27 protein-coding genes are annotated in these 26798 nt (G+C 66.0%); 15 read left to right on the top strand and 12 right to left on the bottom strand.

What is annotated here, in order from left to right:
* The first annotated feature begins 174 nt into the window (after nt 1-174).
* Nucleotides 175-963 carry a hypothetical protein gene (locus ACIG5A_RS25720; protein WP_397244310.1) on the top strand — a complete coding sequence of 263 codons (789 nt, stop codon included), beginning with the start codon at nt 175-177 and terminating at the stop codon, nt 961-963.
* A gap of 70 nt (nt 964-1033) precedes the next feature.
* Here ACIG5A_RS25720 and ACIG5A_RS25715 read toward each other — a convergent pair whose 3' ends face one another.
* Both ACIG5A_RS25715 and ACIG5A_RS25710 read right to left on the bottom strand, forming a co-directional pair.
* Nucleotides 1034-1420: a hypothetical protein gene (locus ACIG5A_RS25715; protein WP_397245894.1), complete on the bottom strand. Its 387-nt coding sequence runs from the start codon at nt 1418-1420 to the stop codon at nt 1034-1036.
* Nucleotides 1421-1537: 117 nt separating this feature from the next.
* Nucleotides 1538-3319: an ABC transporter ATP-binding protein gene (locus tag ACIG5A_RS25710; protein ID WP_397244308.1), complete on the bottom strand. Its 1782-nt coding sequence runs from the start codon at nt 3317-3319 to the stop codon at nt 1538-1540.
* A gap of 36 nt (nt 3320-3355) precedes the next feature.
* Between ACIG5A_RS25710 and ACIG5A_RS25705 the strand changes: the two genes are divergently transcribed.
* Complete coding sequence (locus tag ACIG5A_RS25705; protein ID WP_397244305.1) at nt 3356-3820, top strand: hypothetical protein; 465 nt, start codon at nt 3356-3358, stop codon at nt 3818-3820.
* 55 nt (nt 3821-3875) lie between these two features.
* Complete coding sequence (locus tag ACIG5A_RS25700) at nt 3876-4199, top strand: hypothetical protein (RefSeq protein ID WP_397244302.1); 324 nt, start codon at nt 3876-3878, stop codon at nt 4197-4199.
* Nucleotides 4200-4308: 109 nt separating this feature from the next.
* Here the strand turns inward: ACIG5A_RS25700 and ACIG5A_RS25695 are convergent, their stop codons facing one another.
* Nucleotides 4309-5457, bottom strand: coding sequence for an alpha/beta hydrolase family protein (locus ACIG5A_RS25695; protein WP_397244300.1), 1149 nt, complete (start codon nt 5455-5457; stop codon nt 4309-4311).
* Nucleotides 5458-5862: 405 nt separating this feature from the next.
* On the opposite strand from ACIG5A_RS25695, the gene ACIG5A_RS25690 reads away from it, so the two are divergent.
* The 5 genes from ACIG5A_RS25690 to ACIG5A_RS25670 all read left to right on the top strand — a co-directional run bounded on the left by ACIG5A_RS25690 (nt 5863) and on the right by ACIG5A_RS25670 (nt 10666).
* A complete protein-coding gene (locus ACIG5A_RS25690) occupies nt 5863-6594 on the top strand; it encodes an IclR family transcriptional regulator (protein WP_397244298.1) in 732 nt (243 codons plus the stop codon).
* Between the two features lie 226 nt (nt 6595-6820).
* The gene (locus ACIG5A_RS25685; protein ID WP_397245892.1) at nt 6821-7660 is read left to right on the top strand and encodes a S1/P1 nuclease; all 840 of its coding nucleotides are present in this window, start codon (nt 6821-6823) and stop codon (nt 7658-7660) included.
* Nucleotides 7661-7954: 294 nt separating this feature from the next.
* Nucleotides 7955-8503 (top strand): DUF1062 domain-containing protein, encoded by a 549-nt coding sequence (locus tag ACIG5A_RS25680; RefSeq protein ID WP_397244296.1) that lies wholly within the window; start codon nt 7955-7957, stop codon nt 8501-8503.
* Nucleotides 8504-8557: 54 nt separating this feature from the next.
* A complete protein-coding gene (locus tag ACIG5A_RS25675; RefSeq protein ID WP_397244294.1) occupies nt 8558-9511 on the top strand; it encodes an LLM class flavin-dependent oxidoreductase in 954 nt (317 codons plus the stop codon).
* Nucleotides 9512-9616: 105 nt separating this feature from the next.
* Nucleotides 9617-10666 (top strand): helix-turn-helix domain-containing protein, encoded by a 1050-nt coding sequence (locus tag ACIG5A_RS25670; RefSeq protein ID WP_397244292.1) that lies wholly within the window; start codon nt 9617-9619, stop codon nt 10664-10666.
* Nucleotides 10667-10891: 225 nt separating this feature from the next.
* On the opposite strand, the gene ACIG5A_RS25665 is transcribed toward ACIG5A_RS25670, so the two are convergent.
* Nucleotides 10892-11344, bottom strand: a complete 453-nt coding sequence (locus ACIG5A_RS25665; protein ID WP_397244290.1) for a protease inhibitor I42 family protein — start codon at nt 11342-11344, stop codon at nt 10892-10894.
* 215 nt (nt 11345-11559) lie between these two features.
* On the opposite strand from ACIG5A_RS25665, the gene ACIG5A_RS25660 reads away from it, so the two are divergent.
* The 5 genes from ACIG5A_RS25660 (at nt 11560) to ACIG5A_RS25640 (ending at nt 15866) form a co-directional block, all read left to right on the top strand.
* Nucleotides 11560-12558, top strand: coding sequence for an amidohydrolase family protein (locus ACIG5A_RS25660; protein ID WP_397244288.1), 999 nt, complete (start codon nt 11560-11562; stop codon nt 12556-12558).
* Between the two features lie 19 nt (nt 12559-12577).
* A complete protein-coding gene (locus ACIG5A_RS25655) occupies nt 12578-12985 on the top strand; it encodes a phenolic acid decarboxylase (RefSeq protein WP_397244286.1) in 408 nt (135 codons plus the stop codon).
* Between the two features lie 260 nt (nt 12986-13245).
* On the top strand, nt 13246-13956 hold the full coding sequence (locus ACIG5A_RS25650; RefSeq protein WP_397244284.1) for a hypothetical protein: 711 nt from the start codon (nt 13246-13248) through the stop codon (nt 13954-13956).
* Nucleotides 13957-14021: 65 nt separating this feature from the next.
* A complete protein-coding gene (locus tag ACIG5A_RS25645; protein ID WP_397244282.1) occupies nt 14022-14426 on the top strand; it encodes a hypothetical protein in 405 nt (134 codons plus the stop codon).
* A 183-nt stretch (nt 14427-14609) separates the two neighbouring features.
* Nucleotides 14610-15866 (top strand): oxygenase MpaB family protein, encoded by a 1257-nt coding sequence (locus ACIG5A_RS25640; protein ID WP_397244280.1) that lies wholly within the window; start codon nt 14610-14612, stop codon nt 15864-15866.
* A 190-nt stretch (nt 15867-16056) separates the two neighbouring features.
* On the opposite strand, the gene ACIG5A_RS25635 is transcribed toward ACIG5A_RS25640, so the two are convergent.
* The 6 genes from ACIG5A_RS25635 to ACIG5A_RS25610 all read right to left on the bottom strand — a co-directional run bounded on the left by ACIG5A_RS25635 (nt 16057) and on the right by ACIG5A_RS25610 (nt 23049).
* Nucleotides 16057-17091, bottom strand: coding sequence for an ABC transporter ATP-binding protein (locus ACIG5A_RS25635; protein ID WP_397244278.1), 1035 nt, complete (start codon nt 17089-17091; stop codon nt 16057-16059).
* The gene (locus ACIG5A_RS25630) at nt 17092-17916 is read right to left on the bottom strand and encodes a carbohydrate ABC transporter permease (protein ID WP_397244276.1); all 825 of its coding nucleotides are present in this window, start codon (nt 17914-17916) and stop codon (nt 17092-17094) included.
* Nucleotides 17913-18836: a carbohydrate ABC transporter permease gene (locus ACIG5A_RS25625; RefSeq protein WP_397244273.1), complete on the bottom strand. Its 924-nt coding sequence runs from the start codon at nt 18834-18836 to the stop codon at nt 17913-17915. The genes ACIG5A_RS25630 and ACIG5A_RS25625 overlap by 4 nt, the downstream gene beginning before the upstream one ends.
* Nucleotides 18829-20214, bottom strand: a complete 1386-nt coding sequence (locus tag ACIG5A_RS25620) for an extracellular solute-binding protein (protein ID WP_397244271.1) — start codon at nt 20212-20214, stop codon at nt 18829-18831. Before ACIG5A_RS25620 ends, ACIG5A_RS25625 begins: the two co-directional genes overlap by 8 nt.
* 88 nt (nt 20215-20302) lie before the next feature.
* Nucleotides 20303-21427 carry a MalY/PatB family protein gene (locus ACIG5A_RS25615; protein ID WP_397244269.1) on the bottom strand — a complete coding sequence of 375 codons (1125 nt, stop codon included), beginning with the start codon at nt 21425-21427 and terminating at the stop codon, nt 20303-20305.
* Nucleotides 21424-23049, bottom strand: a complete 1626-nt coding sequence (locus tag ACIG5A_RS25610) for an APC family permease (protein WP_397244267.1) — start codon at nt 23047-23049, stop codon at nt 21424-21426. Before ACIG5A_RS25610 ends, ACIG5A_RS25615 begins: the two co-directional genes overlap by 4 nt.
* A 66-nt stretch (nt 23050-23115) precedes the next feature.
* Here ACIG5A_RS25610 and ACIG5A_RS25605 point away from each other — a divergent pair, with 66 nt between their 5' ends.
* Complete coding sequence (locus ACIG5A_RS25605; protein ID WP_397244265.1) at nt 23116-24030, top strand: LysR family transcriptional regulator; 915 nt, start codon at nt 23116-23118, stop codon at nt 24028-24030.
* Between the two features lie 113 nt (nt 24031-24143).
* Nucleotides 24144-24488: an Lsr2 family protein gene (locus ACIG5A_RS25600; RefSeq protein WP_397244263.1), complete on the top strand. Its 345-nt coding sequence runs from the start codon at nt 24144-24146 to the stop codon at nt 24486-24488.
* A 9-nt stretch (nt 24489-24497) separates the two neighbouring features.
* On the opposite strand, the gene ACIG5A_RS25595 is transcribed toward ACIG5A_RS25600, so the two are convergent.
* Nucleotides 24498-25559, bottom strand: a complete 1062-nt coding sequence (locus tag ACIG5A_RS25595) for a phosphotransferase family protein (RefSeq protein ID WP_397244261.1) — start codon at nt 25557-25559, stop codon at nt 24498-24500.
* Nucleotides 25556-26785 carry an acyl-CoA dehydrogenase family protein gene (locus ACIG5A_RS25590; RefSeq protein ID WP_397244259.1) on the bottom strand — a complete coding sequence of 410 codons (1230 nt, stop codon included), beginning with the start codon at nt 26783-26785 and terminating at the stop codon, nt 25556-25558. The genes ACIG5A_RS25595 and ACIG5A_RS25590 overlap by 4 nt, the downstream gene beginning before the upstream one ends.
* Nucleotides 26786-26798: the final 13 nt, after the last annotated feature.

Below are 26798 nucleotides of genomic sequence, written 5' to 3'. Positions count from 1 at the left end.
AGCGATCCGATCCGCAGCGACCCCCGATGTCACACCCGAAATGTGTGCGATAGCGAATTGGTGGCGAACGTGGCCGAGTTTGCCCCCACGATGTCCTGCGCGACCCGCGTAGGAACGCACCCGGATCCCGTTCAATTCCAACTCCCACTGTTCGACGAAAAGGAGTTGGCCACGATGAATGCGAAATCCACCGCGACCGCGATTCTCGCTGCAGCAGTTTCGATTCCAGTGATGATCGGTGCGGTATCGGCGCCGATGGCGCACGGCACCCCGGTCCCCGGACGGGTGAGTATCGCCGCGCCGCCGAGCGCCACGATCGAGCTTCCGGCGCCGAGCACGGCACTGCGCGAAACCGCGGACTCCTACGCCGTCCTCGCCGCCCAGGGCGCGCCGCACGATCCATACCCGTTCCTGACCCCCGAAGAGGATAAAGCGGCCCAGTTGTTCGCCTCCGCGGTGCCGCTCACGGCACTCGGCGCCACCCTCGGTATCGCAGGCGGTATCGGCCTCGGCGGTGCGGCGGGCGTGCTCGCGGGTGCGGCGCTCGGATGCCTGGTCGGACTTCCGTTCATCATCGTCGGCTGCGCTGTCGGCGTACCGATCGGTGCGGCACTGGGCGGCACGGTCGGTGGCGTGGTCGGCGCCGTGGCGGGTACGGCCATCGGCGCTGCCGCGGGCACCGCGCTGACGCTGGCCCTGGTCAACCCGAACGGCGACGGCCTCGGCTTCCTCCGCCCGCAGCAGGCCATGCCGCCTGAACAGATCCACGACGCCGCGGCCGTCGTCGACGACAACCCGCAATTCGGTGCCGCCGTGGATCAGCTCCGCACCGATGTCGCCGCGTTGCCCGGCGCCGTCGAGGTCATCGACACGGTCGAGACCGCAGTGAACAACATTGCCCCACAACTGATCCCGAGCGTGCAGGGTGTGGTGGATCAACTGAGCGGGCTCCTCCCCCGCTGACCGGCCCGGCGGCCCGCCTCCGATTTCCTCGGCGGCGGGCCCTCCGGCGTAGGTCCCGCCGGCGTCGGCGCTATGGTGCGGCGGTGATCGCGAGTCCGATCAGGGCTACGACCTTTGCCGACTCCAATCCGATGTACCAGAAGTGTGCTCGTGAGCGCGGTAGCTCCTCGCCGGCGAGTACGCGATCGGAGCGGCGGGTCAGCGGCGGGCGCACCAGGAGGATTTGCACGCAGAGGATCGCGGCGGCGCAAGCGAGCCAGGCCCAGGTTCCGCCGCCCGGAGCGATGACCACGCCCGCCGCGATCAGCAAGGCCGCGAGCACGGCCTCGGCGCGGTTCAGTGCACGAAAGACGAGCCGTCCGATGCCGAGGCCGAGCGGCAGGGTGACGCCCGGCGCCCGGAACTTCAACGGGGCTTCCAGGAACGAGATGGCCAGCACCATGCCCAGCCACAGCATCGGCAGAAACCACAGGAGATGTTGTGCGACGGTATCCACGCCCCGGACCCTACCGACGCGACCGGCCGGAGATCCTCGTCGACTGCCGCGGGGCGCTCAGCGCGCGGACCGGCCCGATCAGCGGGCGACCGCGTCCTCACCCAGGAATCCCCCCGACTGGTGCCGCCACAGCTGCGCGTATGTTCCGTCCGTGGCGAGCAGGTCCTCGTGGGTGCCCGCTTCGACGACTCGCCCGTGATCGAGCACGACGAGATGGTCCATTCCGGCCACGGTGCTCAGGCGGTGCGCGACCACCAGCGCGGTGCGGCCTTCCATCAGCTCCCAGAGTGCTTGTTGCACAAGCAGTTCGCTTTCCGAGTCGAGGGCGCTGGTGGCCTCGTCCAGTAGCAGGATGGGGGCGTCGCGCAGGATCGCCCTGGCCAAGGCGACTCGTTGGCGTTGTCCGCCTGACAGTTTCACGCCGCGCTCCCCGATGAGCGTGTCCATGCCCTGCGGCAGCGCGTCGGCGAACTCGGTGACGTGTGCGGCCTTGGCGGCCCGCAGTATCTCCTCGTCCGTGGCATCCGGGCGGGCGAACCGGATGTTCTCGCTCAGCGTCCGGTGGAACATCGCCGGATCCTGTGGCACGTAGGCGATCAGACTGCGCAGATCCGCCTGCCGCAGCCGGGCGATATCCTGCCCGCCGATGCGGATGGTGCCGGATTGGATGTCCATCAGCCGCAGCAGCAGCTGGGTGATGGTGGTCTTGCCACCACCGGAGCGTCCGACCAGGCCCACTCTGGTGCCGCTCGGCACGTGCAGATCCAATCCACGGAACAGCTGGCGCGCACCGTCGTGGGTGAAGTCCACCGCCTCGAAGCGCACATCGAAGCCGTTGGGCCGCAAGGGTTCCGGATGCGCTGGATCGAGCACCCGCGGTTCGTTCAACAGCAGCTCGGTGAATTGTGCGGCCTCGGTGAGCACGGTCTCCAACCGGCGGTAGATCTGGTTGAACCGGAACATGATCCCGGTGGCGTTGAAGTAGTAGGTGAATGCCACGACGACGGCTTCCACCCCCGTGTTCCCGCCGCTGAGACCCAGCGCGATCAGCAAGCCGATCACGTTGGTGCACACCACAAGTGGCGCGACCAGCGTATCGATCCGCAAGTTCGCGTAGTCCCAGGAGCGCACCGACTTCCGCCGCGCCGAGGCGACGCGGCGCCGATGTTCGGCCGCCTCTTGCGGTTCGGCGGCGAAGGCGCGCACCACCTGCATATTGGCCAGGCTGTCGGCCACATGCCCGGCGACCTGCGCGATGGCGGCCTCCCTGTCGTCCACCAGCTTCTGGCGGCGCCGGATCAGGGGCAGGATGGCCAGCGCGGTCACCACGATCATCCCCATCAGCACCACGACGAGCACAGGGTTGTAGCGCCACAACACAATCGATGCGAACACCAGCGGCACCACCGCTGAAAGGATTTCGAAGGCGAGGGTGTCGACGAACTGTTCGAACCTCGCCGCGAAGCTGAGTGAACGCTTCGTCAGCGAACCGGCGAAGTTGTTGTGGAAGAACGCCGCGTCTTTCGCGAGCAGTTCGTCCATGGCAACCACGTACAGGTGCTCGATGCCGTAGGCGTCGACCCGGTTCAGGCAGTGAATCCCTATGCGCCACAACAGTTCCGACAGCAACATGACGCCGCCGAAGGCGAGGACGTACGGCGCGAGCGCCGAGAAACCGGTATCCCCCGTCGCCGCGATCCGGCCGACCATCATGGCGACGATCAGCGGTGCGATATACAGGTTGCACGTATTGCCGAGTGCCGGCGCCAGCAACGCCGGAATCGCCGCGGCCTTGCGCGAGGCCATTTCCCGTCCGTAGAACCGCAGTACGAGCTTGACCGCCGTGGCGCGTGAACTCATGCTCCCCTTCTCGTCTCGAATAAACGAGCGATGCAGGTGAGCAATCATCCCGCGTCCAGGCGACTTACAGCCAGCGAATATTCGACTCGCCGGGCCTGCCACCGTGATCCGCATGACGACCACAGATCCGCTGGCCCCATCGAGCCGTACGGGTGGACGTCGACGTTGCACCCGGAGCTGGGCGAACCGTCGCGAGGCTGCGGGCTGCTGGCAATCACCCGGCACGACTACGCCGCCGACCACACCCTCGACTACGCGATCGACGGCCCGATTGTCACCGGCTACCGATTGCGGCAGCCCCACGGCCGCCACGGTTGCCACCCCGACCGGTTCACCGCGGTGCCGAGAGCCTTCGCCCTGGCGGCAAAAATCACAGGAATGTCATTCACGCCGGACATGCTCGACCGGCCCCTACTTGTGGGCCCCCATCGCGAAAATAGTCGCATCCTGACCGCTTGTTCTCCGGGGCGCCATTGCACATCGCGAAACGGTTTCGAGTAACGGACCCGATCCGTACGCGATGTTTCCCAGACAACACTCATTCAGGAGGTGCGGAATGATATCTGCGAAGCGTCTTGCTGCCGGCGCCGTCGTTGCCGCCGCAGCTGCGACCGGCGTTCTCGCTGGTGGTGGCGTTGCCCAGGCCGACGTCCCGGTATGGCAGGCCAACTGTCACGTGTACAACATTTTCAATACCGGCGGGATGTCCAATTGTGAGCTGCCGACCTGGCACCAGGTGAAACTCACCTGCGTCGCCTGGCCCATCCCATTCACCTACTGGAAATACGGCCCGATTCAGTATGGGCAGAACCAGTCCTGGGCCAGTTGTGATTCGCTGAATGCGCTGGTGCAGGTCGAGGTTATCCAAGCGTACGTCTAGCCGCCATTCACGACCTGCGCACGAACGCCGGCGTGTAATAAACGTTCTCGACGTTCCGCGCTGGCCGCGAATGCGCTGCGCGCCTTCGCATCCGCGGCCAGCGCGTCGATCACGCGTTGCGCAAGTGCGATGCCAAGAACGCCAGTGCGTCCGGTAGCGACGCGAGGAAGGCGCCGCTGTGGTCCTTGTCTTGATAGCTCTCGACCTGGATACGCACGCCCGGGTTCTGTTCCTGGAGTGCGCGGGCATAGCCGTCGGTGTAGGTGGGCGCCACATCAATATCGGCGGTGCCGTAACCGATCAGGATGTCGGTGGTGAAGCGGTCCTCGCGATAGCCCGCCAGTGCGGCGATATCGGATTCGAAGGTCGGAGTCACCGTGCCCGGATCGGCGACCAGCGCCGACGGCCTGCGCTTGTCGGCGCGAGCGACCAGGTCCGAAAGGCATTCGGTCGCGGCCTTCGCGATGTACTCACGGCCGAAATCGGACAGATACGGTGCCACTCGGTCGGGATACAGTTCCAGCAGCGAAGCCAGGAAGTAAGCGGCGTAGCCGACCTGATTGGCAGAACCGGTGGCGGTGCGCTGGAACATTTCCCGCAGGCTCGGTCCGGTGTTCGCACGCAGACCGGTGGCGATCACACCGCTGAGCCCGGCCGCGGGACCGTCGGCATGGTCGGCGTAGCGCCCGGCCGCGCTCATCACGGCGTGCGCCCCTTCCGATTGGCCGATGGCAACCCACTTGCGCGACAAGGGAACCGGTGTCGTGCGCACGGCGGCGACGGCATCGATGATGGACATGCCTTCGACATTCGAGCTGTAGTAGCTGAATTGGCCTGGAGTGCCCAAACCTTGGTAGTCGGGTGCGAGCACAGCGTAACCGCGGGCAAGTAGTTCGTTGAAATAGGTGGTGTTGCGCTCCGATTGCGGTCGGCGCGACGGCGCGCAGGTATCGGCGATACCTACCGTGCCGTGCGCCCACACGACCAGCGGCCAACCGCCCTGCGGTGGAATCCCCTGCGGGACATACAGTCCCGCGGAGGCCTGTGCGGGCGCGTCACGCTGGTCACGTGTCGTGTAGACGATGTCGAAAGCCGCCGCGGCTTTACCGAACGACCACGCGGGATCGAGTAGCCCGATCCGCTCCGCCCGCCCGGGCTCCGCCTGCGCCGTTACCGGCGGAATCGTGAAGCCGACCGACACACATAAGCCGACCGCGGCGAGCACCGTCGCACGCCGCAAAGACCGCAATTCGAACATGGCGCAACGGTACCGGCTGGTCTGGTCTCGCGCTGCTCAAACGCTGAGCCCGAACGACGGGCCCCCGGGGATTCGGTCCATCACCCGGGCCACGCAGCTGGATCCAGATGTCGCGGGTCTTTTCCAGCAGTTCCCGCTGCTCGGCTTCGTTCGATGCGGACATGAATTGCTCCTCTATTCCGATTGATACGCCCGTGAAACGCGTCTGACGGGCGCTGGCCGAAGACTGCTTTCGTAAGACCTGCTACCGCGGATCGCTCGGTGCGACGGACCCCATCTTGGATCCGGACCACCAACCAACGAAAGCAGCCATACGTGCCATCGGGATGCCCGTTCCGATCACCGAGCCGGCGACGATCAGACGATGGGTCGATCCGCCCCGCTGAAACACTATGGGAGGACTGAGTGAACGAATCGACAATGGCCGGCCGCGGCGTGCTGGAAAGCGCATTCACCCTGCTGGATGCGCTCACCGAACGCGACGAAATGGGGCTGGCGCAGCTGGCAGCCGCGACCGGATTGCCGAAAACGACCGCGCATCGGTTACTCGGTCAGCTCGTCTCGGAGGGAGCCGTGCAACGGCGGACCGGACGTTATCGACTCGGACCTCGGGTGTTCCAACTGGGACAGACCTGGCAACCGGCCGGTTTACTGCGAGCAGCGGCCACCAGACCGCTCGGGCAACTCGCCGCGACGACGGATAGAGGAGGCTTCAGCGTGACGGTGCCGGAGCGGGGGCGACCGATGCTGGTTGCTGCGATCGGACGCGAGATCGACGAGGTGTTCCCGCTCCGCGCAGGCGTATTGTTGCCGCCGGGCAGTGCCGCCCAGCAGATCCTGGCCGTCTCGGATCCGAAACTGGTTCCACCCGAAGGCTATTCGTCACGACAATGGCAACGGCTGGTCGACACCGCCCGAGATCGCGACCTCGCCGACCACCTCGATACGCGGCTCGGTCTTTCTTGCGTCGCGGCGCCGATACGCGATCTCGACCGGAAAGTCGTTGCGGCGCTGGCGGCAACGACCACCGATCCGGAGCAGATACCCGCGCTCGTCGATGCCGTGCGCCGATCGGCAGGGCTGATCACGACCAATGTGGCGCGCCTGATCCGGTCGAACCACCTCGATTCGTTCTGAGGTGGCGATCGAGAACGGCGGTCAGCGACCTCCGGCTACGACTGGCAGTACCGACGTACACATGGAACGGAGTCCGTGGCCGCCCCGGCCTGCCCGTCCGGTCGGGAGCGCGAGCTGACTGGCGAACCCGGCGCCGCAGGCAGTCGATGACAGCGTTCGCCTAAACGCCATGGGGTGTTGGCCAACGTTTCAGGACCGATGACCATAATCGCCGACCATGATCAAGATGCTTCGTGTGCTGACGGCGGCGAGTGTGTCTGCGCTGGCCGTGACACTGCTGGCGGCGCCGCCCGCCCATGCGTGGGGTAAACAGGGCCACAACACTTCTGGCGCCATCGCCGACCTGCGGTTGACCGCGACCGCCCGCAGTGAGGTGGCCCGGCTATTGGCCGGTGAGGCGACGCCCACGCTGTCGGGAGTCGCCAACTGGGCCGATGAGGTGCGCGCCAACGACCCCGAACTCGGCAAGCTTTCCGCGCCATGGCATTACGTCAATATCGCCGAGAACGGCTGCGCCTACGACCCCGCCGTGAACGGAAACGACGGCCAGAACGTCATCGAGGCGCTGCGCGCCCAGTCGGCGATCCTGGCAGACCGTACGCGCTCGGATACCGATCGCCGCCAAGCGCTGAAATTCATCGTCCATTTCGCCGGTGACATCGGCCAGCCCATGCACGCGGGCTACGCGCGCGACCGCGGCGGCAACGAAATCACCGTCGACTACCTCGGTCGCCGCACCAACCTGCACTCGGTGTGGGACAGCAGAATGCTCGACACCCGCAACTCCAGCGACGCCGACGAACTGCAACGCCTGCTCGCCCTCCCCGCACCCGATATCAGCGACACCGACCCCGCGCACTGGGCGGAGGCCAGCTGCCGCATCGCCACCACCCCCGGTGTCTACCCGGCCTCGACGACCATCGGCGCGGACTACACCCGCCAGTTCCTGCCGATCGCGGAAAACCAGCTACGCCTGTCCGGCGAACGCCTCGGCCAACTCGTCAACACCGCCCTCGACCCCAAAGGTCCCGCACCGCTACCGAATTCCGGGTCCGCCGCCCGTTGATCGGATCCGGCCGTCTCTCACGAACGGGTGACGGCCGGATCCATCCAGCGTGCCGCATCCCTGAACCGCCCAGCGCGTCGGTCCGCTCCCCTGACCCGCGAATCCGCGACCGGTCGAAAAGCAGTGGAGCGGTACCGGTTTGTGTCACTACCATGCTGCCGAGCCACATTGTCTAGTCGAGGACATGCCGTTGTACATCTAGTGAGACCTCCCGAGCGCTAATTCGTCGCGCGTCGCGTATCCGCGTCGCGCTTCTTTCTGCTGCGGAATTCTCACTGGAACAGGTGTACTTCTGTGCTCGAAAACTGGGTTATCGAACCCGTCTGTCTACCCCTTGTTCGTCGCCGTTGCCACGTGTGCGCGTCCGGCGGCTTCCGGACAAGCGGTAAATTTCGCGTCAACGCGAACCACAAGCTGATCGACGTCTGGCTCCTCGCGCGCTGTGTCGGTTGCGGGGAGACCACCAAGCTCACGGTCATGGAGCGGATGAATGTGCGCGCCATCCGATCCGAGCTGCTGGACCGGCTGCACGACAACGATCCGAGCCTGGCGGCCGAGTTGCTCCAGGACCCGGCCGTGCGGCGCCGCAATCGCATCGCTCTCGACTGGGACGGTGCCTGGCGCCTCGACACCGGCGGATCGAATCACCTGGATCGCGAGGCGATCGACGTCTCGGTCCGCTTCGCGGCGCGGATCCCCGTCCGGCCGGTGCGAGTCATCGCCGAAGGCTGTGATCTATCGCGGGCCGAGGTCGAAAGGCTGATCACCGAAGGGAGGTTGGTGTCGGCGGTCCGGCTGACCGGCAAGCTCGCCGGCGACTTCACCTTCGTGCTCAAACGCTGAGCCCGGACGGCCGCTATTGTCGGAGCCGAGTCGCGATCGAAAGGCGAATCTCCCATGGCCGCAACCATTCCCACCGGCGTCGTGATCTTCCCACCGCCGGTTCGCCCTGTCCTGGAAGCGATTACGCGTGCCGAGCGGGCGGGTATCGGGATGGCCTGGGTGCCGTCGTGGCCGGTCGGGCCCGATGGGCTGAGCATCGTCACGGCGGCAGCGGCGAGCACCAGCAGCATCGGGCTCGCCAGCGGCATCGCGATCACCTATCCCAGCCACCCCTTGGCACGGGCGAACGAGGCACTGGTCGCGGCCGAGCTGGCGCCGGGACGATTTCGGCTCGGCATCGGGGCAAGTCACAAGGTGCGGATCGAAGGGCAGTATGGCCTTCGATTCGGCAAGCCACTGGCCCACCTGCGCGAATACGTCGCTGTACTCCGGGGGATGCTCTGGGACGGACGGATCGACCTGGACGGGGAGTACTACCAAGTGCACGCGGAACTGCCGCCGACGGTCACGCCGCCGCGGCCGCCGATCGTGCTGGCCGCGCTGCGAAAGAATATGTTGCGCTTGGCGGGCGAGGTTTCCGACGGGGCGATGCTCACTTCCGCTGGGCCAACCTATATTCGCTCGATCGCGCTGCCCGCGCTGGAGGAAGGGGCGCAACTTGCTCAGCGTCCACGGCCACCGCTGATCGCCGGCGTAACCGTCTTGCCCACCAGCGATTTCGCTGTTGTGCGCCAGGCCGCGCAGGCCAGGTTCGCCAGATACGCCGCACTTCCCACCTACGGCAAGATGTTTCAGGAGGCAGGCTTTCCCTTGAACGCGCAGGGCCGACTGGGCGATGAACTCATTCACGAAATCTTCGTCTATGGCGACCAGGACTCGATTCACCGGCGCCTGCTCGGCCTGCACGAGGCAGGCGCCGACGAAATCGCGGCCAGCATCCAGCCGCTGGCCGATCCCGCCCGCGAAGAAGCCGCCGTTCTCGAGGTACTGGCCACGCTGTCCTCGTAGCCGCCCGGGAAACTCCGTGCATGAGATCTTCTGTGCCGCTTACGATCAACAGGTGGCGCGAGCGGTACGAAGCCGGTTCCGCGCAGAGAGCGAGGGGTGGTCGCGATGGCGGTGGTGTCATGGGCGAAGGACTCGGAATCCGGCTTGCCTTACGATATCTGCCAATCTTCCCTCGGCGCCGAGTTCTCCGCGGTCGACCGCACCGATATCTGGCGCGATTACGTCGACGGCAATCAGGGCACGGCCATCACCCGCTTCGGCTCGCCCAAGGATTTCTGGGCCAAGACCTGGACGCAACGGGCGCTGGCCAAACGGATCAAGGACCCCGATCAGCTCCAGCTCATCGAATTCGCCACAGGCGCCGTCTCATACGACCGGAACGATAAAGCCGCGAAGTCGGACGACGACGACAGCGCCAGGCTGTACATCGCACTCGATGGGCGGATAAATCTGCTCCAGTCCGACCACGCGGTGGAATTGACACCCGGCCAGATGGGGGTCATCCGCTGCGATCAGGGCATGATCATGTCACACGACGACGGTTTTCGTGGCTACCTCATCACCATCCCCGGCTACGCGCTACCACCGACCCGTGAACCCCGCGGGCCGTTGGGTATTCGGCCGCAGAACGCCATCCTGAGAACCGTGCGGCTGCTCGCCGACAACCTCGCCGCCGAGCGCCTGGAGTTGACCGAGACCGAGTTCATCGCGATCAGCCGATCACTCATCGATCTCGTCGCGGGAACACTCGACGACGTGCGTGCCCCGCAGTTGGACGTCTACGCCAGAATCTCCGCGGACGCTCGCCGGCGCATCGAGCTCTACAGCGACGATTTCCGCCTGTCAGTGCAGACCCTGGCGGACAGCCTGGGATGCTCACGACGCCAGCTGGAAATAGCGATGAAGACCGCCACCGGAAAGACGCCCGGCGACCAGCTGCGCGAAACCCGATTGCGGCGAGCGTACGAACGTCTCGCCGACCCGAACAACACTCAGGCCATCGTCGACGTCGCGACGTCATCGGGCTACAGCTCCCCGAGTGGATTCAGAGCCTCGTTCACGGCCCGGTTCGCCATCCAACCCGGCGAGCTGAAACTCCGGGCCCGCTCGACGAACCAACCACCGTCCCAACCGAAGGATCGAAAGTCCCGCTAGCGGCACCCGATGCGCAAAAACGTCTACGCAAAACCGGTTCCACCGAATCAGCCACGCTGAATAGCCTTTTCGTGATGGAACCCATACCTCGCGGGTATGGGTTCCATCGGATGAAAGAGGGGGACGGCTGCTGCGGCAGTGCCGCCGCAGCAGCCGTGATCAGTTCGCGGTACCGACGTAGACGTGGAACGCGCGGTCGCCACCCGGGTCGATCACGCGCCGCGCTCAGCGATAGACGGTCAGGGGCAGCGTGAATCGTTTCGCTGGTTCGCCCGGCCTGCCCGCCGGCAGCTCTGCGAGTACGAGGGTGGTGACGCCGGGGGTGACCGCGGTGAAACGCCAGGTCGAGGTGCCGCCAACGCCGACGATCGGTTGCGAGCTCGGCGGGATGGGGTATCCGGTGTAGATCGGGTCGCCGTCCTGCTCGACGATGTTCTGATCGAGTTCCTGCCGCTGCCAGGAGTATCCGGTGGTGATGTTGCCCGCGAGTACCACCACCAATTGCCGTCCTACCGATAGCCCGATCGGCTGTCCGTCGGAGTCGGCGCCGACAGTCACTGGCGCGGAGGCGCTTTCAGTCGCGACACTCGTCGAGGTTGCCGTCGAACCGCCGGAATCACCGTTACCGCAGGCGACGAGCAAGATGCCGAGCACAGGAATCAGCAGGAAACTGCGCACATCGTCCTCCCGAACCGAGTGGAGCAGGGCTGGCTTAGGTCCGCACAAGAATACTCACTATGGCAACATGATAGTTAATGCCATGGCGCAGCTCTTCCGATCCGGTACACGCGAAATTCACCAGCAATATCGACCTCGACATGGGATCTGGCGTGAATTGCAGCGTTAATCCAGCAAACGTGTCAGGGTTGGGCAGAGGCAAGGAAGGGATGGGTATGCGGATCATCGCACTGGAGGAGCACTTCACCACCCCGGCCATCCATGCCGCGGCGGCGGACAGCCCGCTGCTCACGATGTACACCCTGCTGGCCCAGGCCGGGATGTGGTCGGCGGACGGTGACGTACCGCCCGGGATCACCGATATCGGCGCGGGGCGGATCGCGGTGATGGACCGCGCCGGGATCGATATGCAGATCCTGTCCCAGACCGCGCCGGGCGCCGAGGCGGTGCCGCAGGAGCAGGCGGTCCGGCTCGCCGCCGAGGCCAACGACGCCATGCGGGCGGCGATCGAGAACCATCCCGGCCGCTTCTCGGCGTTCGCCTGCCTACCGGTGACCGATCCGGTGGCGGCCGCCGCGGAGTTCGATCGCGCGGTCACCCAGCTCGGATTCGTCGGCGCGATGATCAACGGCCATGTCCGCGGGGAGTACCTGGACGCGCCGAAGTATCGGCCGATCTTCGAGAAGGCCGCCGAATTGGACGTGCCGATCTACCTGCACCCCACCCGGCCGCCGCAAGCGGTGGTGGACGCCCAGTTCTCCGGCTTCGATCCGGTGATCACCGAGATGTTCGCCGCGGCGGCCTACGGCTGGCACGCCGACGCGGGCGTGCACGCGCTGCGCTTGATCCTGTCCGGACTCTTCGACGAGCTGCCGACTCTGCAGATCATCCAGGGACATATGGGCGAGACGCTGCCGAGCATGATCTGGCGGGTCGATGAACGCATGCACCACCTGGTCACGCTGAAAAACTCCATCCGGGATACCTACACCAGCCACTTCTCGGTGACCTTCGCGGGCATTTTCGACTATGCGCCCCTGGCCGCCGCCCTGCACACCCTCGGCGCCGACCGGGTGATGTTCTCGGTCGACTATCCCTACAGCGACCCCGCCCAGGGCCGGGCATTTCTCGATTCCCTGCCGCTGAGCCCCGACGACGTGAACAAGATCGCACACCGCAATGCCGAACGCCTACTACGCATTCCGACCCCCTGAACCGAAGGAGTTGTCGCACATGTTGACCAGCATCCTCGGCGCGCGTTTCCGCTGGCACGAAGCCAACGGCTGGACATTCGAACCCGTCATCGTCGGCGCCGACACGATCGAATACACCCTCACCGCCGGACCGCACACCGGCCGCCACGCCATCCAGCATTTCTTCTACAACCGCGTCGCCCCCGACATCGAAACCACCGCGTGGTACGAGGAGAGCGGCGCGCTCGTTCACATCACCTGGTACCTGGATTCCCAGACCTCACACCGCTTCTGGGCCGCGCCTGCCTGGCTCGCCAAGGACTTCTCCGTCTACATCGGCGACAACCAGGATCCCGCATTCCTGGACAAGATGGCGAAACTCCGCACCGAGCAACAGGACTGGCCGCGCCACGTCGGCGACGACGACGGGTACTTCGAACTGCTGTAGGCCCGTCAGCGTTCTCCGGTCCGCTACCAGGCAGGCGGCGCAATCGACTGGCGCACAGACAATCTCGGTTCCCGACGCCGAACAGCACACGCCCTGCGGCGCCGATCCCCGGCTGATGGGCCTGAACAACCCACAGGTGGCTCGCCGGATCATCGATCACCCTCGGCGGCTGAGCACGCTTGCGCAACCCCCGATGACGGCGGGACCATCGTTGCAGCATGTGTCGAGTTCCGACCCTCTCGAGCGAGGAAGCGACCGAAATGATGTCTCCTGGAGTCGCCTTCGCCACCGTCGTCGCGCTCACCTGCGCCCTGCTCACGGCGGGCTCCGGCACTGCCGACGCCTACGGCCCATGGTCGTGCGCACCCGAGAATCCGTCGCGGCCCACCGCGGAGCTGTTCGGCACCTGGAACACGGCAACCATCACCGACCCCGCCGACCCCCGCCTCACCGACCCGCTCACCCAGTTCGAGCTCGAAGTGAATCTCACCGCGGCAATGGAACTCGGTCTCACGGTCCACTCCGAACACACTGTCGAGGTCCACTGGTCCGAGCAGTCACAACAGGTCACCTACGCCCCTGCCCGCCGCTTCGAACTGGCCTGCACCGGCCGCGACAATCTGTGCTGGATCGCCGACGACCTGCGAATCCGCTACCACCAACCCGCCGTTCTCGGCATCGAATTCCTGCCCGCCGACGATGAACGCGCCGACGGATTCCTCGTTTCCGTCCCCAACACCGACCGAAATCGCTTACGCGACGCACTGATAGCCGACCCATTGGCGCGGGATCACCTCGGCGGCGGCGCACTCACGGCCGACGACACCCTCATCCTGATCGCCGACCGAAACGACCTCGACACGGCACAAACCTTCATTCAAGCCGTAGGCGCACAATGGAATCCAGCCGCCATCCGCTACGGAGACCGCCAGCTCGTCACCGGCTATTGCGTCCCAGACATCTATTTCTGACCCCAGAATCGGACAGCGGCTCGTACCGCTGGCGGCGGCGCGACGATTCACGAAACTATCTGTCGATGACCTACTACGACGACCTGACCGAGTACTCCTACTGGACCCGAGTCTCGGGCGGCAACCGCGGCGAGCAGGCACTGAACGTCGGCTGGCTCGATGGGGCACATCCGTTCCGCACCGGCACACTTCCGTTGAAGCTCGGCGAAAGACTCCTCGAGCTGTGCCGCAGGCCATGCAACCTGACCCGCGGCTTCCACGTCTGCACCGTGTGCCCGCCGGCGGATCGGGACGAGCATCGCGTCCGGTGGACCGCACTGACCGGCACGATGATCGGAAACGGCGAGATCCGCGTCACCGGACCATCCGGTTCGCTCTACGCGGCCCCCACCCTGATCGTCCACTACACACACGAACACAACTACCTACCGCCACGCGACTTCGTGGAGGGCGTTCTGGCGCGACGATAGACGTCGACGCCCGCAGTAGGGCGACGGCGCCGCAGCTGTAAGGAGTAATCGCCGAGCTCAGCGCCCACTGGTCGCCCCGGACGTGAATCTGGTGGAGGGTCTTGCCAGATTTGATAGAGTGGGCGATGATTCCTCTCACAATCCGGTGAACATCGTTCGCCGAACTTGCGAAGGAGAAGCTCGATGACGCGCTCTCGGTCCATGGATCCTGCCCGTCCGGCCATTCCCGCTCGCCACCCCGTCGATCGGGCGGATATCCCGGTCCTCGGACCCGTCATCAGGCTGCTCGGGATCAAGCCACCGACCGATCAGGAGTGGCAGGACATCGGTATGGCGCTCACCGTCGGTGATCCGCCGATGGACGCGCTGATCGAATGGATGTACAGCGCGGGCATGGGCAAGGTCCGGCCGCTGTTCGACCAGGCGCTCGCGCACGGCATCGACAGCATGCCGGACGCACCGCAACCCCTGCGTGACTACTTCCGCATGGTCGAGAACCCGCCGTCGTGGGTCGACTGGAATCGGATCACCCTGGGCGAGCAGATCTTTCAGCGCACCGGCCTCGACGGCGTCTACATGGCACGCGATGTGCCCTTCCTCGGTGGCTTCGTGGCCTCGGGCATCAATCGCACGCTGATGCTCACCAACACCGGCAAGAGCGGTGCGACCGGCGGCGGACAGCGCTTCGCCGAAACACTGCAATGGGCCCTCGACGTCATGTCCGAGGACGGAATGCGTCCCGGCGGCAAGGGATTTCGCTCCACCCTGCATGTGCGCCTGATCCACACCTTCGTGCGCAGGCACGTCGGCAACCTACCGGAGTGGAGCGCGCAGGAGTGGGGCGTGCCGGTCAACCAGACCGATATGGCCGTGACCATGCTCGGCGCCCTGTTCGCCCCCGCGGTGACCGGCATGATGATGGGCATCGTCTTCACCCCCAGGGAACTCGACGCCATCGCGCACCTGACCCGCTACACCGGCTGGCTCATGGGCATCGAGGAGCAGTACCTGCCCAACAGCTTCCTCGACGCGACCAAGAGGCTCTACCACTACCTGGCCGCGCTCGCCGTGCCCGACGAGACCAGCGCGCAGCTGGCCCGCCCCATGGCCGAGGACCCACTCACCTGGCACTATTCGACATTCGCGCCGATCCGCCGGAAGATCGCCCGGGCACAGCATCTTTCGATCAGCACCGCGTTCCTCGGTCGCGGTCGCATGCGCCAGCTCGGACTGCCCGCCACCATGCCGCCGTGGTATCCGGCCCTCCGGTTCCCGATCAATGTGGCGCGCACCGGCGCGGCGCTGATCGTCCCCGGACTGCGTGAACGTCAGGCGCGCATGGGATACCGCGCCCAGCAGGACTTCATGACCACCCTTATCGGCCCGAAGGCCAACGGCGCGATCGGCAGTTCGGCGAAGTACCTCCGCCATGTCGCCTGACACGGCACAAGCATTCAGGTACCCGCCGTCCATGCCGTCACAGAACGGCGCTGGACAATTGCGAAAACCGAGCAATGGCATCGACGCCGACTCCTCGGCGACAGCGAACGCCGATCAGCTCGACACCATCGTGGAGAAATCTGAAAGCCTGGCCCACAACACCTTTACAACGCGGCCCACAGATCCTGAACTACTTCGGGAAGTCTCGGATGTCTTCGGGGAGCAGTTGTCCTGATTCGGCGTCGTACAGGAGGACTCGGCCGGGTTGCTGGATCACCCAGCCGTCGGTGCCGACCCTGGGTTCATCCATTTCCGGCACCACGACGCCGACGGCGAAGCCGTCCATGTCCAGCGTGACGAGTGACGTCGCGCCGAGGTGCTCCACTGTCGACACCACGCCGCGCAACGCGCCATCCACGGCCGCCGCGGAGAAGCCCAAATACTCGGGGCGGGCGCCCCAGATCACCGAGGGATCGAGGCCGAGCAACTTGCCGGGGACGAGGTTCATCGGTGTGGAACCGATGAAGTTGGCGACGACGGTGTCCGCTGGGCGGCGGAATACCTCACGGGCGGTGCCGAGTTGGCGGATCCGGCCGTCCCACATCACCGCGATCCGGTCGGCCAGTGCCAGCGCCTCGGCCTGGTCGTGGGTGACGAAAACCGTTGTCACGCCGAGCTCGTGCTGCAGCTTCTTCAGGAAGGTGCGTGCTTCCAGTCGCAGCCGGGCGTCGAGGTTCGACAGCGGCTCGTCGAACAGGAATACCTTGGGGCGGCAGACGATTGCCCGGGCGAGCGCCACGCGCTGCTGCTGTCCGCCGGACAGTTCGGCCGGTCGCCGCGCCATCAGCCCGCGCAGCGACAGCTGCTCGCCGGTCTCGGCGGCCTTCGCCGCGCGGGTGCGCCGGTCGGCGCCGCGGACCTTCAGCGGGTAGGCGATGTTGTCCACCACCGTCATATGCGGGAACAGCGCGTAGTCCTGGAACACCATGGCCACGTCGCGTCGTCCCGGGGACTGCCGCGTGACGTCCTGCTCCCCGATCCGCACCTGTCCGCTGGTCGGGCTCTCCAGCCCGGCGATGGTGCGCAGCAACGTGGTCTTACCGCAGCCGGATGGTCCTAGCAGCGCGAAGAATTCGCCGTCCGGGATGGTGAAGGTCAAGGCGTCCAAGGCTTTCACCTCGCCGGGATAGACCTTCGTCAGCTCCACCAACTCGACCTGTGCCATCTAGGATTTGATCCCTCCGTGGAACCGGAAACCGTAGCGCCGGTTGACAAACAGATACATCAGCACCACCGGTATCGAGTACAGCAGCGAGAATGCCGAGATCGGGCCGAGCATGGCCCCGCCGCCCTCGTCGTAGAAGGTGCGCACGACCACCGCGGCCGGTTGCTTGTCCTGATCGCGCAGGAGCAGGAACGGCACGAGATAGGTGCCCCACACGTTCACCACGGTCCACACCGCGACGGTGGCCAACCCGGGCCTGGCCACCGGCACCACGATGTCGCGCAGGATCCGCAGCGGTCCGGCCCCGAACACCCGCGCCGATTCCTCATAGGACCGCGGCACCGTATCCATGAAGTCCTTCAGAATGAAGATGGCCGCGGGCAGCAACCCGCCGGACAGCACGAGCACCACACCGAGCTGCCGGTCCAGCAGTCCCATCTTCCAGACCATGAGGAAGATCGGCACCATCGCCGCGGTACCGGTGACCACGCTCGACAGCAGTAGAAGCAGATACAGCAACGCATTCCGGCCCGGAATACGCACGCGCGACAGCGCGTACGCCGCCAGCGCGGCGCCGCTGACCACCAGCACCATGCAGGACACCGACAGGACCGCCGAGTTCCACAGCGAGCCCATCGTCATGTCGTTGCCGAACAGCGCTGAAAAGTGTTTCAGGGTGGGCTTTTCCGGTACCCGCGGCGCATATCCGGGATGGGCGTCGAACGGGGCGGACGCCAGCCACAGCATCGGCAGCACGAAGAATCCGGTCACCACGGCGATGAAGGTGTAGAAACCGATCCTGGCGAGGATCTGCCGAGGGCTCATGCGGTCCTCCGTCGCAGCAGCCGCAGGTAGAACAGTGCGAGCACCAGATTGATCAACAGCATCAACACCGATGCGGCGGCGCCGTATCCGAGCGCTCCCTCATCGATTCCCTGCCGGTACAGGAAGATCGGCAGTGTTTCGCTGCGATGGTTCGGCTCACCGCGGGTCAGCAGGTAGGGCGTGAAGTCGTTGAAGGTCCACAGGCTGATCAGCAGGGTATTGGTCAGGACATGCCCGCGCAGATGTGGAAAAACCACGTCGCGCAACGTTTGTGGTCCCGACGCTCCGGCCAGTCGCGCGGACTCCAGCTGCGAGGGCGGCACGGTGGACACCGCCGCCGAGTACAGCAGCATCGAGAAGGCGGTGCCGCGCCAGATGTTGAACACGATGAGCACGGCCAGCGGATACCGGATCATCCAGGCGTAACCGGGGGTGTCCAGCAGCCGGTTGACGGTGCCCTCGTCGCGGTCGAGCATCGCGATCCACAGCACCGCGACCACGCTGGAGGGCAGGATCCAGGCCAGCAGCACCGCACTTTCCACCAGGGTGCGTACTCGGCGACCGGCGGCGCGCAGCGTCCACGCCAGCGCGAAGCCGAGGCAGTTCTGCCCGATGACCGCCGAGCCGAAGACGAACAGCAGCGTGATCCACAGGCTGTTGCCGAACAACGGGTCGTCCAGCGCCTTGGCGTAGTTGTCCAGTCCCACCACGGAAACATCCACCGAGGTGCGCCCGGAGACGGTGAGGTCGGTCAGCCCGATCCACAGCAGCCACAGTGCCGGAAATACCAGGAATACCGCGATCAGCAGCAGTGCGGGCGCGACGAACGCGCTCGCCGTCCCGCGCCGCAACCCCGCTGTGCCGGAATCGGATCCGGCCGGTCGCGCCGCACCGATGACAGGAGTCGCCGGGTCAGTCATTGACCACCTGGTCCTTGCCGACCGCCTGTTCCACCGCCTTGCCGTATGCCGCGGCGGCGTCGGCCGGACTGGTGCCGGTGACCACGTCCAGCGTCGCCTGCTGCATCGCCTTGGACACCATGGTGTACTCCGACTCCGCAGGCCGCAGCGCTGTGATCGGTAGTATCTGCTCGGATACGAAGGTCAGCATCGGATCACCGCCGAGCACTTCGGCATTCACGTCCTGCCGCGCGGCGATCCGCGGCCCGCCACCGGCGAACAATTCCTTGAACGCCTCCGTGGAGTTCATGAATTGCAAGAGTTCCCAAGCTAGTTCGACGTTCTTGCTCTTCGGGTTGATCACCCGCCCGCCGCCACCGGACATGCTCACGAAGTCCTGCCGGTTCACGCCCGCGCCGGGTGTGGCCGCCGGAATCTTGGCCCACCCCACCGTGGTGTCGCGCTCGGCCATCGGGAAGCTGCCGCCCGTGGGATTCAGCACGCCGCGCCACAGGTAGTCGCTCTCCAGCAGAATCCCCACCTGCCCCTTGGCGAACTTCTCCAGGCTCTTCTCCCTGCCCTTCGCGTCTTGCTGCAACTCCGCGTCACCGAGCTGCTCGCCGTACAGGGTTCGGTAGAACTCCAGCACCCTGCGGAAGTTCGCGGTGTTCCCGATCCACTTGTCACCCTGGTACATCGGGCTACCGGTCCCGACCAGCAGCGGCAGAATCCCCTGCATGGTCGTGGCTTCCCCGAAGCTCGTGCCCGCATTGAGTTGCACCGGAATCACTCCCGGCAGTGCCTTCAGCTTCCGCGCGGCCGCCAGCAGCCCGTCCCAGCCGGTCGGCTGCCAATCGGCCGGTAATCCGGCCTGGGCGAACAGCTTTCGGTTGAAGAACAGCACCCGCCCGTCGGTCTCCTGCGGTACTCCGTACAGCTTGCCGTCGTAGGACATCAACCGCTGCACCGGCTCCGGAATGTGGCGCCACCCGTCCCACGCCTTCGCCTTGTCCGCCCCGACGAGTTCGTCCAGGGGCTTGATCTGCCGCCCCTCGGCGAACTCGCCGACCCAGATGCCGTCCAGCGACACCACATCGGCGCCGGTCCCGGTCTTCAGGTCCTTGGCGATCCGGCTCTTGTAGTCCTCGTCCGCGACCCCGGTCGCCTGGAACTTCACCTGCACGGTGACGCCCTTGGCCCGCTGCTGCTCCACGAACTTCGGGATCACCCAGTCTTCGATCCACTTCGCCTCGGCGGCATTCTTACCGCCCGCCGAGTTGATCGCGTTCGCCGTGATCACCAGCGAGTTCGCGCCGCCGTCGGACCCGCAGGCCGGGGCCGCCGCCACGAGGAGGGCGACGCCGACCATTGCCGCGAACATCCGCCTGTTCGGTGCCATGGTTCCTCCCGAAGGAAAATCGTGCTCCTCCCGACGGTGTCACACGAGGCCTCCCCCGGCACCTACTTCCGGCCAATTGCCTTGGTACTCACCAAACCTGGGCCATGCGGTGCAAAGCCTCCGCGAGTACGCCGGGCTGCGTGGCGAAATTCAGCCGGACGAATCCGGCGCCGCCGCGGCCGTGGTCGGCGCCGTCGCTCACCGCGACACCCAGCTCGGCCAGGCGTCGCACCGGATCTTGCGTAACCCCACGCAGATCCACCCAGGCCAGGTAGGTCGCCTCCGACGGCCGGTAGATCTCGCGGGGCAGCTCCCGCGCCAGCGTCTGACGGTTGCGGTCGAGGAAACCGAGCGTGCTCGTCAGCCATGGCCCGCCCGCGGTCAGCGCGGCGACGGTGGCGCGCATGCCGAGCGGGCTCATACCGCCGACCGCCGCGCGCGGCAGGCCGGACCAGATCTTGCGGTCGGCCTCGTTGGTGAATGCGACCAGCCCGCAACGCAATCCGGGGAAGTTCCATGCCTTGGTCGCGCTGAACAGAGTGATGCCGGTTTCGCGCGCGCTCTCGCTCACCGAGGCGTACGAACGGAATTCGACGCCGTCGTAGCGGATCGGCGCGTGGATCTCGTCGCTGATGACCCTGGCGCCCCAGCGGACGGCGATCTCGGCGAGCGCGGCCAGCTCGGCCGCGCCGAACACGCGGCCGGTCGGATTTCCCGGATGGCACAGCAGCACACAGCGTGCGCCCGCGGCCAGTTCGGCATCGATCCGGTCCAGGTCGAGCCGGTAGCCGTCGTCGCAAGCCTGCATCGGCACCTCGACGGCGGCGCGCCCGGCGACCGCGATCGCGTCGAAGAAGCGGCCGTAGGTCGGTGTCGGCACCACCACCGGCGTCCCCGCGGGGGTGAGGTGGACGATCGCCTGGCTGATACCGCGCATCAGTTCGGGCAGCAACCGGACATCGCCGGGGGTGACCGCGAGTCCGTGTTCGGCGAGCAGATAGTCGCTGACCACTTCCGGTATGCCGCTGTCCTCGTCCGCCACCGGATAGCCGAACGACTGACGGTCGACCGAGTCCCGCACGGCCGCGAGTACCGGCGGCGGTGTCGGCAGGTCCATCTCCGCGACGGTCAGGTCGAGGATCCCGTCCCGATAGGTGTTCCAGCGCTTGTTGCCGCGGGCCCGTGCCTGTTCGAGAGTCCAAGAGAAGTTCATGCTTGCTGGCTGACTTTCTGCATCGATGGTTGCGGTTCACTGTCGGAGAGATCGGCCTGGAAGCGCAGGCCCGACCGGTGCGCGGCCCACCAGGTGAGCCCGCTGGCCGCGGCGACCAGTAAGGAATCGAAGGGGGCGGCAAGCACATTCAGCCCGCGGAACGAACCGAGGTAGGAGACGACGCCGAGCATCACCATGAATCCCACCAGCCAACTGCCCAGCCAGGTTCGCCCGGGTGCGTTCTCGGCGCGCAGCCGTCGCTGCACCAGATACGCCACCACACCGATCAGCAGCAGCGGCATCGCCACCCGGATCTTGCCCCACCCCGACCAGTACAGAATCAGGCCGGACAGCACGAAGGAGCTCAATCCCACCGGCAGCGACCACTTCCCGAGCCAGCCGGCCGACGGATCGCGCGCGGCGAGCACGGTCACCGCCACCGACACCGCGGCGTAGGAGAGCCCGTAGTAGAAGCTCAGTGAGCTGGCGATGGTCTTCCAGCTGCCGAGCAGCAGCAGGATGACCGATCCGATGCTGACGTTCAACAGCAGTGCGCGGTAAGGGATCCCGGTGCGCTGATGGACGGCGGTGAAGTAGCGCGGCAGCAGGCCGTTTTGCGCGGCGCCGTAGGTGTAGCGTCCCTTCACCCCGATGCCGACGAGCAGGCTGCCCGACGGCGAGAACACCGCGTCGGCGAGCAGCGTGACCGACAGCCAGCCCATGCCGAGCAGTGCGGCGATATCGGCCAGCGGCGAGGTGAGGTTCACCCCGTGCCAGCCGGTCCCCAACAAGCCTTGCGGAGTGGAGAACAGCACCGCGGCCTGCAGCCCCAGATACAGCAGGAACGACCCGCCCGCCACGATCAACGTCGCACGGGGCACGGTCCGCCGCGGATTCCGCGCCTCACCGGAAAGCACCGCGGCGGCGTTGATTCCGGTGAACGAGTACACCAGTCCACCGCCGACCACGGCGCTCAGCGCCGCCGAGATCCCATAGGGCGCGAAGCCGCCGCCCACGCGGTAATTCGTGCTGTCGAACCCGCTCGCCAGCAACAGGATGACGGTCAGCGCCGGGATGACGCATTTGACGACGGTCACCACATTGTTGATCGAGGCCAGCAACCGCACGCCGAACAGGTTCAACGTACAGAAGAAGAACAGCAGCGCCACCCCGAGCAGCCGCCCGACCAGCGTCAATTGATGGTCGGACACCACACCGGGCAACCACTTTCCCGCGTATTGGACGACGGCCGCGGATTCGCTCGGACCGGCGAACACGGCCTGCAGGAAAACCGCCCAGCCGACGATCGCGCCGACCAGGGGGCCGTTCGCCCGTTTCGGCCAGCGCACGTTGCCGCCGGTCAGCGGGTATCGAAAGGCGAGGTCGATGAATGCGAGCGAGACCAACAGGGTGGCGACACCGGCGATGACCCAGGAAAGCAGCGCCGCCGGCCCGGCTGTCTTGGCGGCATTGTAGGGAGCGAGCAGCCAGCCCGACCCGATGACGCTGGAAAAGGTGATCAGGGCCAGCGAGACGGTCCCGAGACCGCTGTGCAACCGCCGATCGGATTCCGGATCGACGGCGGCGACCGCACTGTCGCCGCCCGCGGAGGTATTTTGCATTCCTGAACTATCGTGGTCGCGCCAGTACACCGGTAGCCGCGTTTCACCTATCGGAGGTATTAGCCCATGCCTAACACTCCCAGTTCGGTCGGCAGCCGCGTCGAGACGATGGATTTGCTGGTTTTCAGCGCTGTCGCCCGGTTGGGCAGTTTCGGCCAGGCGGCCGCCGAATTGGCCATCGCGACACCGTCGGTCAGCGCGAGGATGGTGGCGCTCGAACGCCGCCTCGGCGCGAAACTGCTGGTCCGAGGCGCGCGCGGCACCACGCTGACACCAGCGGGCGAGCGATTCGCCACCTATGCGGACCGGTGCCTCGAGCTCCTGGACGAGGCAGGCCTGGTCGTCACCGACAACGATGTCGAGCGGCTCGTGATCGCCGCGCCCGCCAGTTTGGGCACCGCCGTCTTCGTGCCCGCGCTCGCGGCGCTCGCCGACGTCGGCGTTCATGTGCACTGCCGGATCGCGCACAGCGGTGAGGTGATCGCGCGGCTGCGCGACGGCACCGTGCACGCCGGATTCGCGTTCCCGAAAGGGTCTACGGCGGGCGTACGCTCGCGCCGTGTCGGCCAGTCGAAGCTCGTCGCGGTCTGCGCGCCGGACCATCCACTGGCCGGAGCGCCGAAGATCACCCGCACCGACTTCGCCGAACTGCCGGTCGTGGTCTATCGGTGGGGTGCGGCGGCGCAACCGCTGGTCGAGCTGTTCGATCATCCCGGACGTCGGCCCGGCGCGCCGGTGCTCTCGATCGGATTGCCGGAGACCGCGGTCGAATTGGCCGCCACCGGCGGCTACATCGCCGTCGTGCCCGCGTTCAGCGCGCGCCGCGCGGTCGATGCGGGCCGACTGCACATCCTCCCGTATCAAATGCCCAGCTGGCGTATGGATATCCGATTCTTCTATTCCTCCGCCACCATGCACCGCACGGGTGTCGCCGCCCTGCTTTCCCGGCTCGACGACATCAGCCGGGCCCTGAAAAGTTGACCATGATGAAATATCATTCGCCTGACTAAATCGACGTCCCGGGTGTGAGATTTGAATCTGACCGCCGCTGGCATTAGCATTCGAGAAAATACTCCAGCGGCAAAGGACTCATCATGGCCAAGAAAGTAACCGTCACCATGGTCGATGATTTCGATGGGACGTCGAAAGCGGACGAGTCCGTCACTTTTTCCATCGACGGCGTGGCCTACGAGATCGATCTGTCGACCAAGAACGCCGGCAAGCTTCGTGCCACATTGGAGCCGTGGACGAAAAGCGCCCGGAAAACGGGGCGTATCAAGTCCCGCCCCAAGAGCGGGACCAAGAACTTCCACGCCACAGTTGACCGTGAGCAATCGACCGCCATACGCGAGTGGGCACGCAAGCACGGCCACAAGGTCTCCGCGCGCGGCCGGATCTCCGCCGATGTCCTCGCCGCGTACAACTCGGCGAAGAAATAGCGGACCCGATCAGCGGGCTCCGCGCATGGCCCGCTTGCATCGCTCTTCCAGATATCCGACGAACATCCAATAGTCCGCGAAGACCGGGTTGTGGGTGCCGCCGTCGTGAAACCGCCGGTACAGCTGTTGGATTATTCCGGCCAGCCGGAACATGCCGTACACCTCGTAGAAGGTCCAGTTGTCCACCGCCGAACCCGTTGCGCGCGAGTAGTAGTCGATGATTTCGGCCCGGGTGAGCATGCCGGGCACATGGGTCGGTTGACGGCGCAGTTGCTGGATGAACTCGTCGTCATCCGCCTGTATCCAGTAGGTCAGCGTGGCGCCCAACTCCATCAGCGGATCACCGAGGGTGGCCATTTCCCAATCCAGGATGCCGAGCACCGCCATGCCGTCACCGAGGACGATATTGTCGAACCGATAGTCGTTGTGGATCAGGCAGATTCCGGCATCCTCGGGGCGATTGGCCGCGAGCCAGCCCATCACCCCTTCGAAATCGGGCACATTCTCGGTGCGCGCCTTGCGGTATCGATCCGACCAGCCGTCGATCTGCCTGCGCACATACCCGGATCCCTTGCCGAGATCGGCCAGCCCGGCCGCCTCGACATCGACCCGATGCAGCTCGATCAGCTTGTCGATCACGTCGATGCACAACGCGCGCACCGCGATCGGGTCGAGGTCGAGTTCCGCGGGGATATCGCGGCGCAGGATGAGTCCCTCGAGTTTCTCCATCACGTAGAACGGCGCACCGATTACCGATTCGTCGTCGCAGAACGCCGACATCGCGGGCACATAGGGGAACAGCGGCCGCAGGGCGCTCTGCACCCGGTATTCGCGGCCCATATCGTGCGCGGAGGCCGCGCGATGCCCGCCGGGCGGCCTGCGCAGGATGAGCTCTCGGTCGGGATAGGACAGCTGATAGGTGAGATTGGACGCGCCGCCGGCGAATTGGCGCACCGTCGGCTTACCGTCGAGCCCATCGAGCCGCCCGGACAGCCATTCGTGCACGGCCGCGACATCGAAGGCGTCCTCGTCGCGTGTCGCGCCCGGCGTATCGATCAGCTCCGGTTTCACGAATCCACCCGGTATCGCGCGAGTTCGATCCGCGAGACGACGCCGAGATGCACCTCGTCCGGACCGTCCGCGAACCGCAGCGACCGTGCGCCGGCGAGCGCGCCGGCAAGCGGGAAGTCGTTGGTCAGCCCGCCCGCGCCGTGCAACTGGATCGCCATGTCGATCACCTCGTAGGCCATGCTCGGCACCGACGCCTTGATCTGCGAAAGTTCCGACAGCGCACCGAGAGCGCCCTTGGTGTCGAGCAGCCATGCGGTCTGGAGCACCTGCAGCCGCGCCTGATTGATCGCGATGCGCGCGCGGGCGATACGCTCCCGGTTGCCGCCGAGATTGATCAGCGGCTTGCCGAAGGCGGTGCGGTCCATCGCCCGCCGGATACCGATCTCCAGCGCCCGTTCGGCGAGCCCGATGGTGCGCATGCAGTGGTGGATGCGACCGGGGCCGAGACGGCCCTGCGCGATCTCGAAACCCCTACCGAGACCGGCGATCACGTTCTCCCTCGGCACCCGCACATTGTCGAAGGTGACCTCGCCGTGCCCATACGGCTCGTCGTGATAGCCGAACACCTCGAGCATCCGCTCGACCTTCATGCCCGGCGTGCCGACCGGAACGATGACCATCGAATGCCTGGCATGCCGGTGCGCCTCAGGATCGGACAGGCCCATGAAGATGACGAACCGGCAGTTCGGGTGGCCGATACCGGTCGAGAACCACTTGTGCCCGTTGATGATGATGTCATCGCCGTCCGGGATGGCCGTTGCGGCCATATTGGTGGCGTCGGAGGAGGCGACCTCCGGCTCGGTCATACAGAACGCGGACCGAATCTCCCCCGCCAGCAACGGATCCAGCCACTGCCGCTGCTGGGCCTCGCTGCCGTAGTGCACCAGCACCTCGGCATTGCCGGTATCGGGCGCATTGCAGTTGAACACCTCCGGTGCGATGGCGTGGCGTCCCATCAGCTCGGCCAGCGGCGCGTACTCCACGTTGCTGAGCCCCGCGCCGTGCCCGCTCGCCTCGGAATACGCCTTGGGCAGGAAGAAGTTCCACAGCCCCTGCGCCCGCGCCTTGGCCTTGAGCTCCTCGACGATCGGCAGCACCACCCACGGGTCGTCCAGCCCACGCAGCGTCCGCAGATACTCCGCTTCGACCGGCTCGATCTCCTTGCCGATGAAGTCGGCCACCTTGCCGTGATATTCGGCCGCACGCGCCGATGCCGCGAAATCCATACCCCAGACGTTA

The organism is Nocardia sp. NPDC052566, from assembly GCF_044547285.1.
GTDB lineage: Bacteria > Actinomycetota > Actinomycetes > Mycobacteriales > Mycobacteriaceae > Nocardia.
Note: the sequence above shows the minus strand (reverse complement) of the source record. Positions and strands in the feature narration are given on the sequence as shown.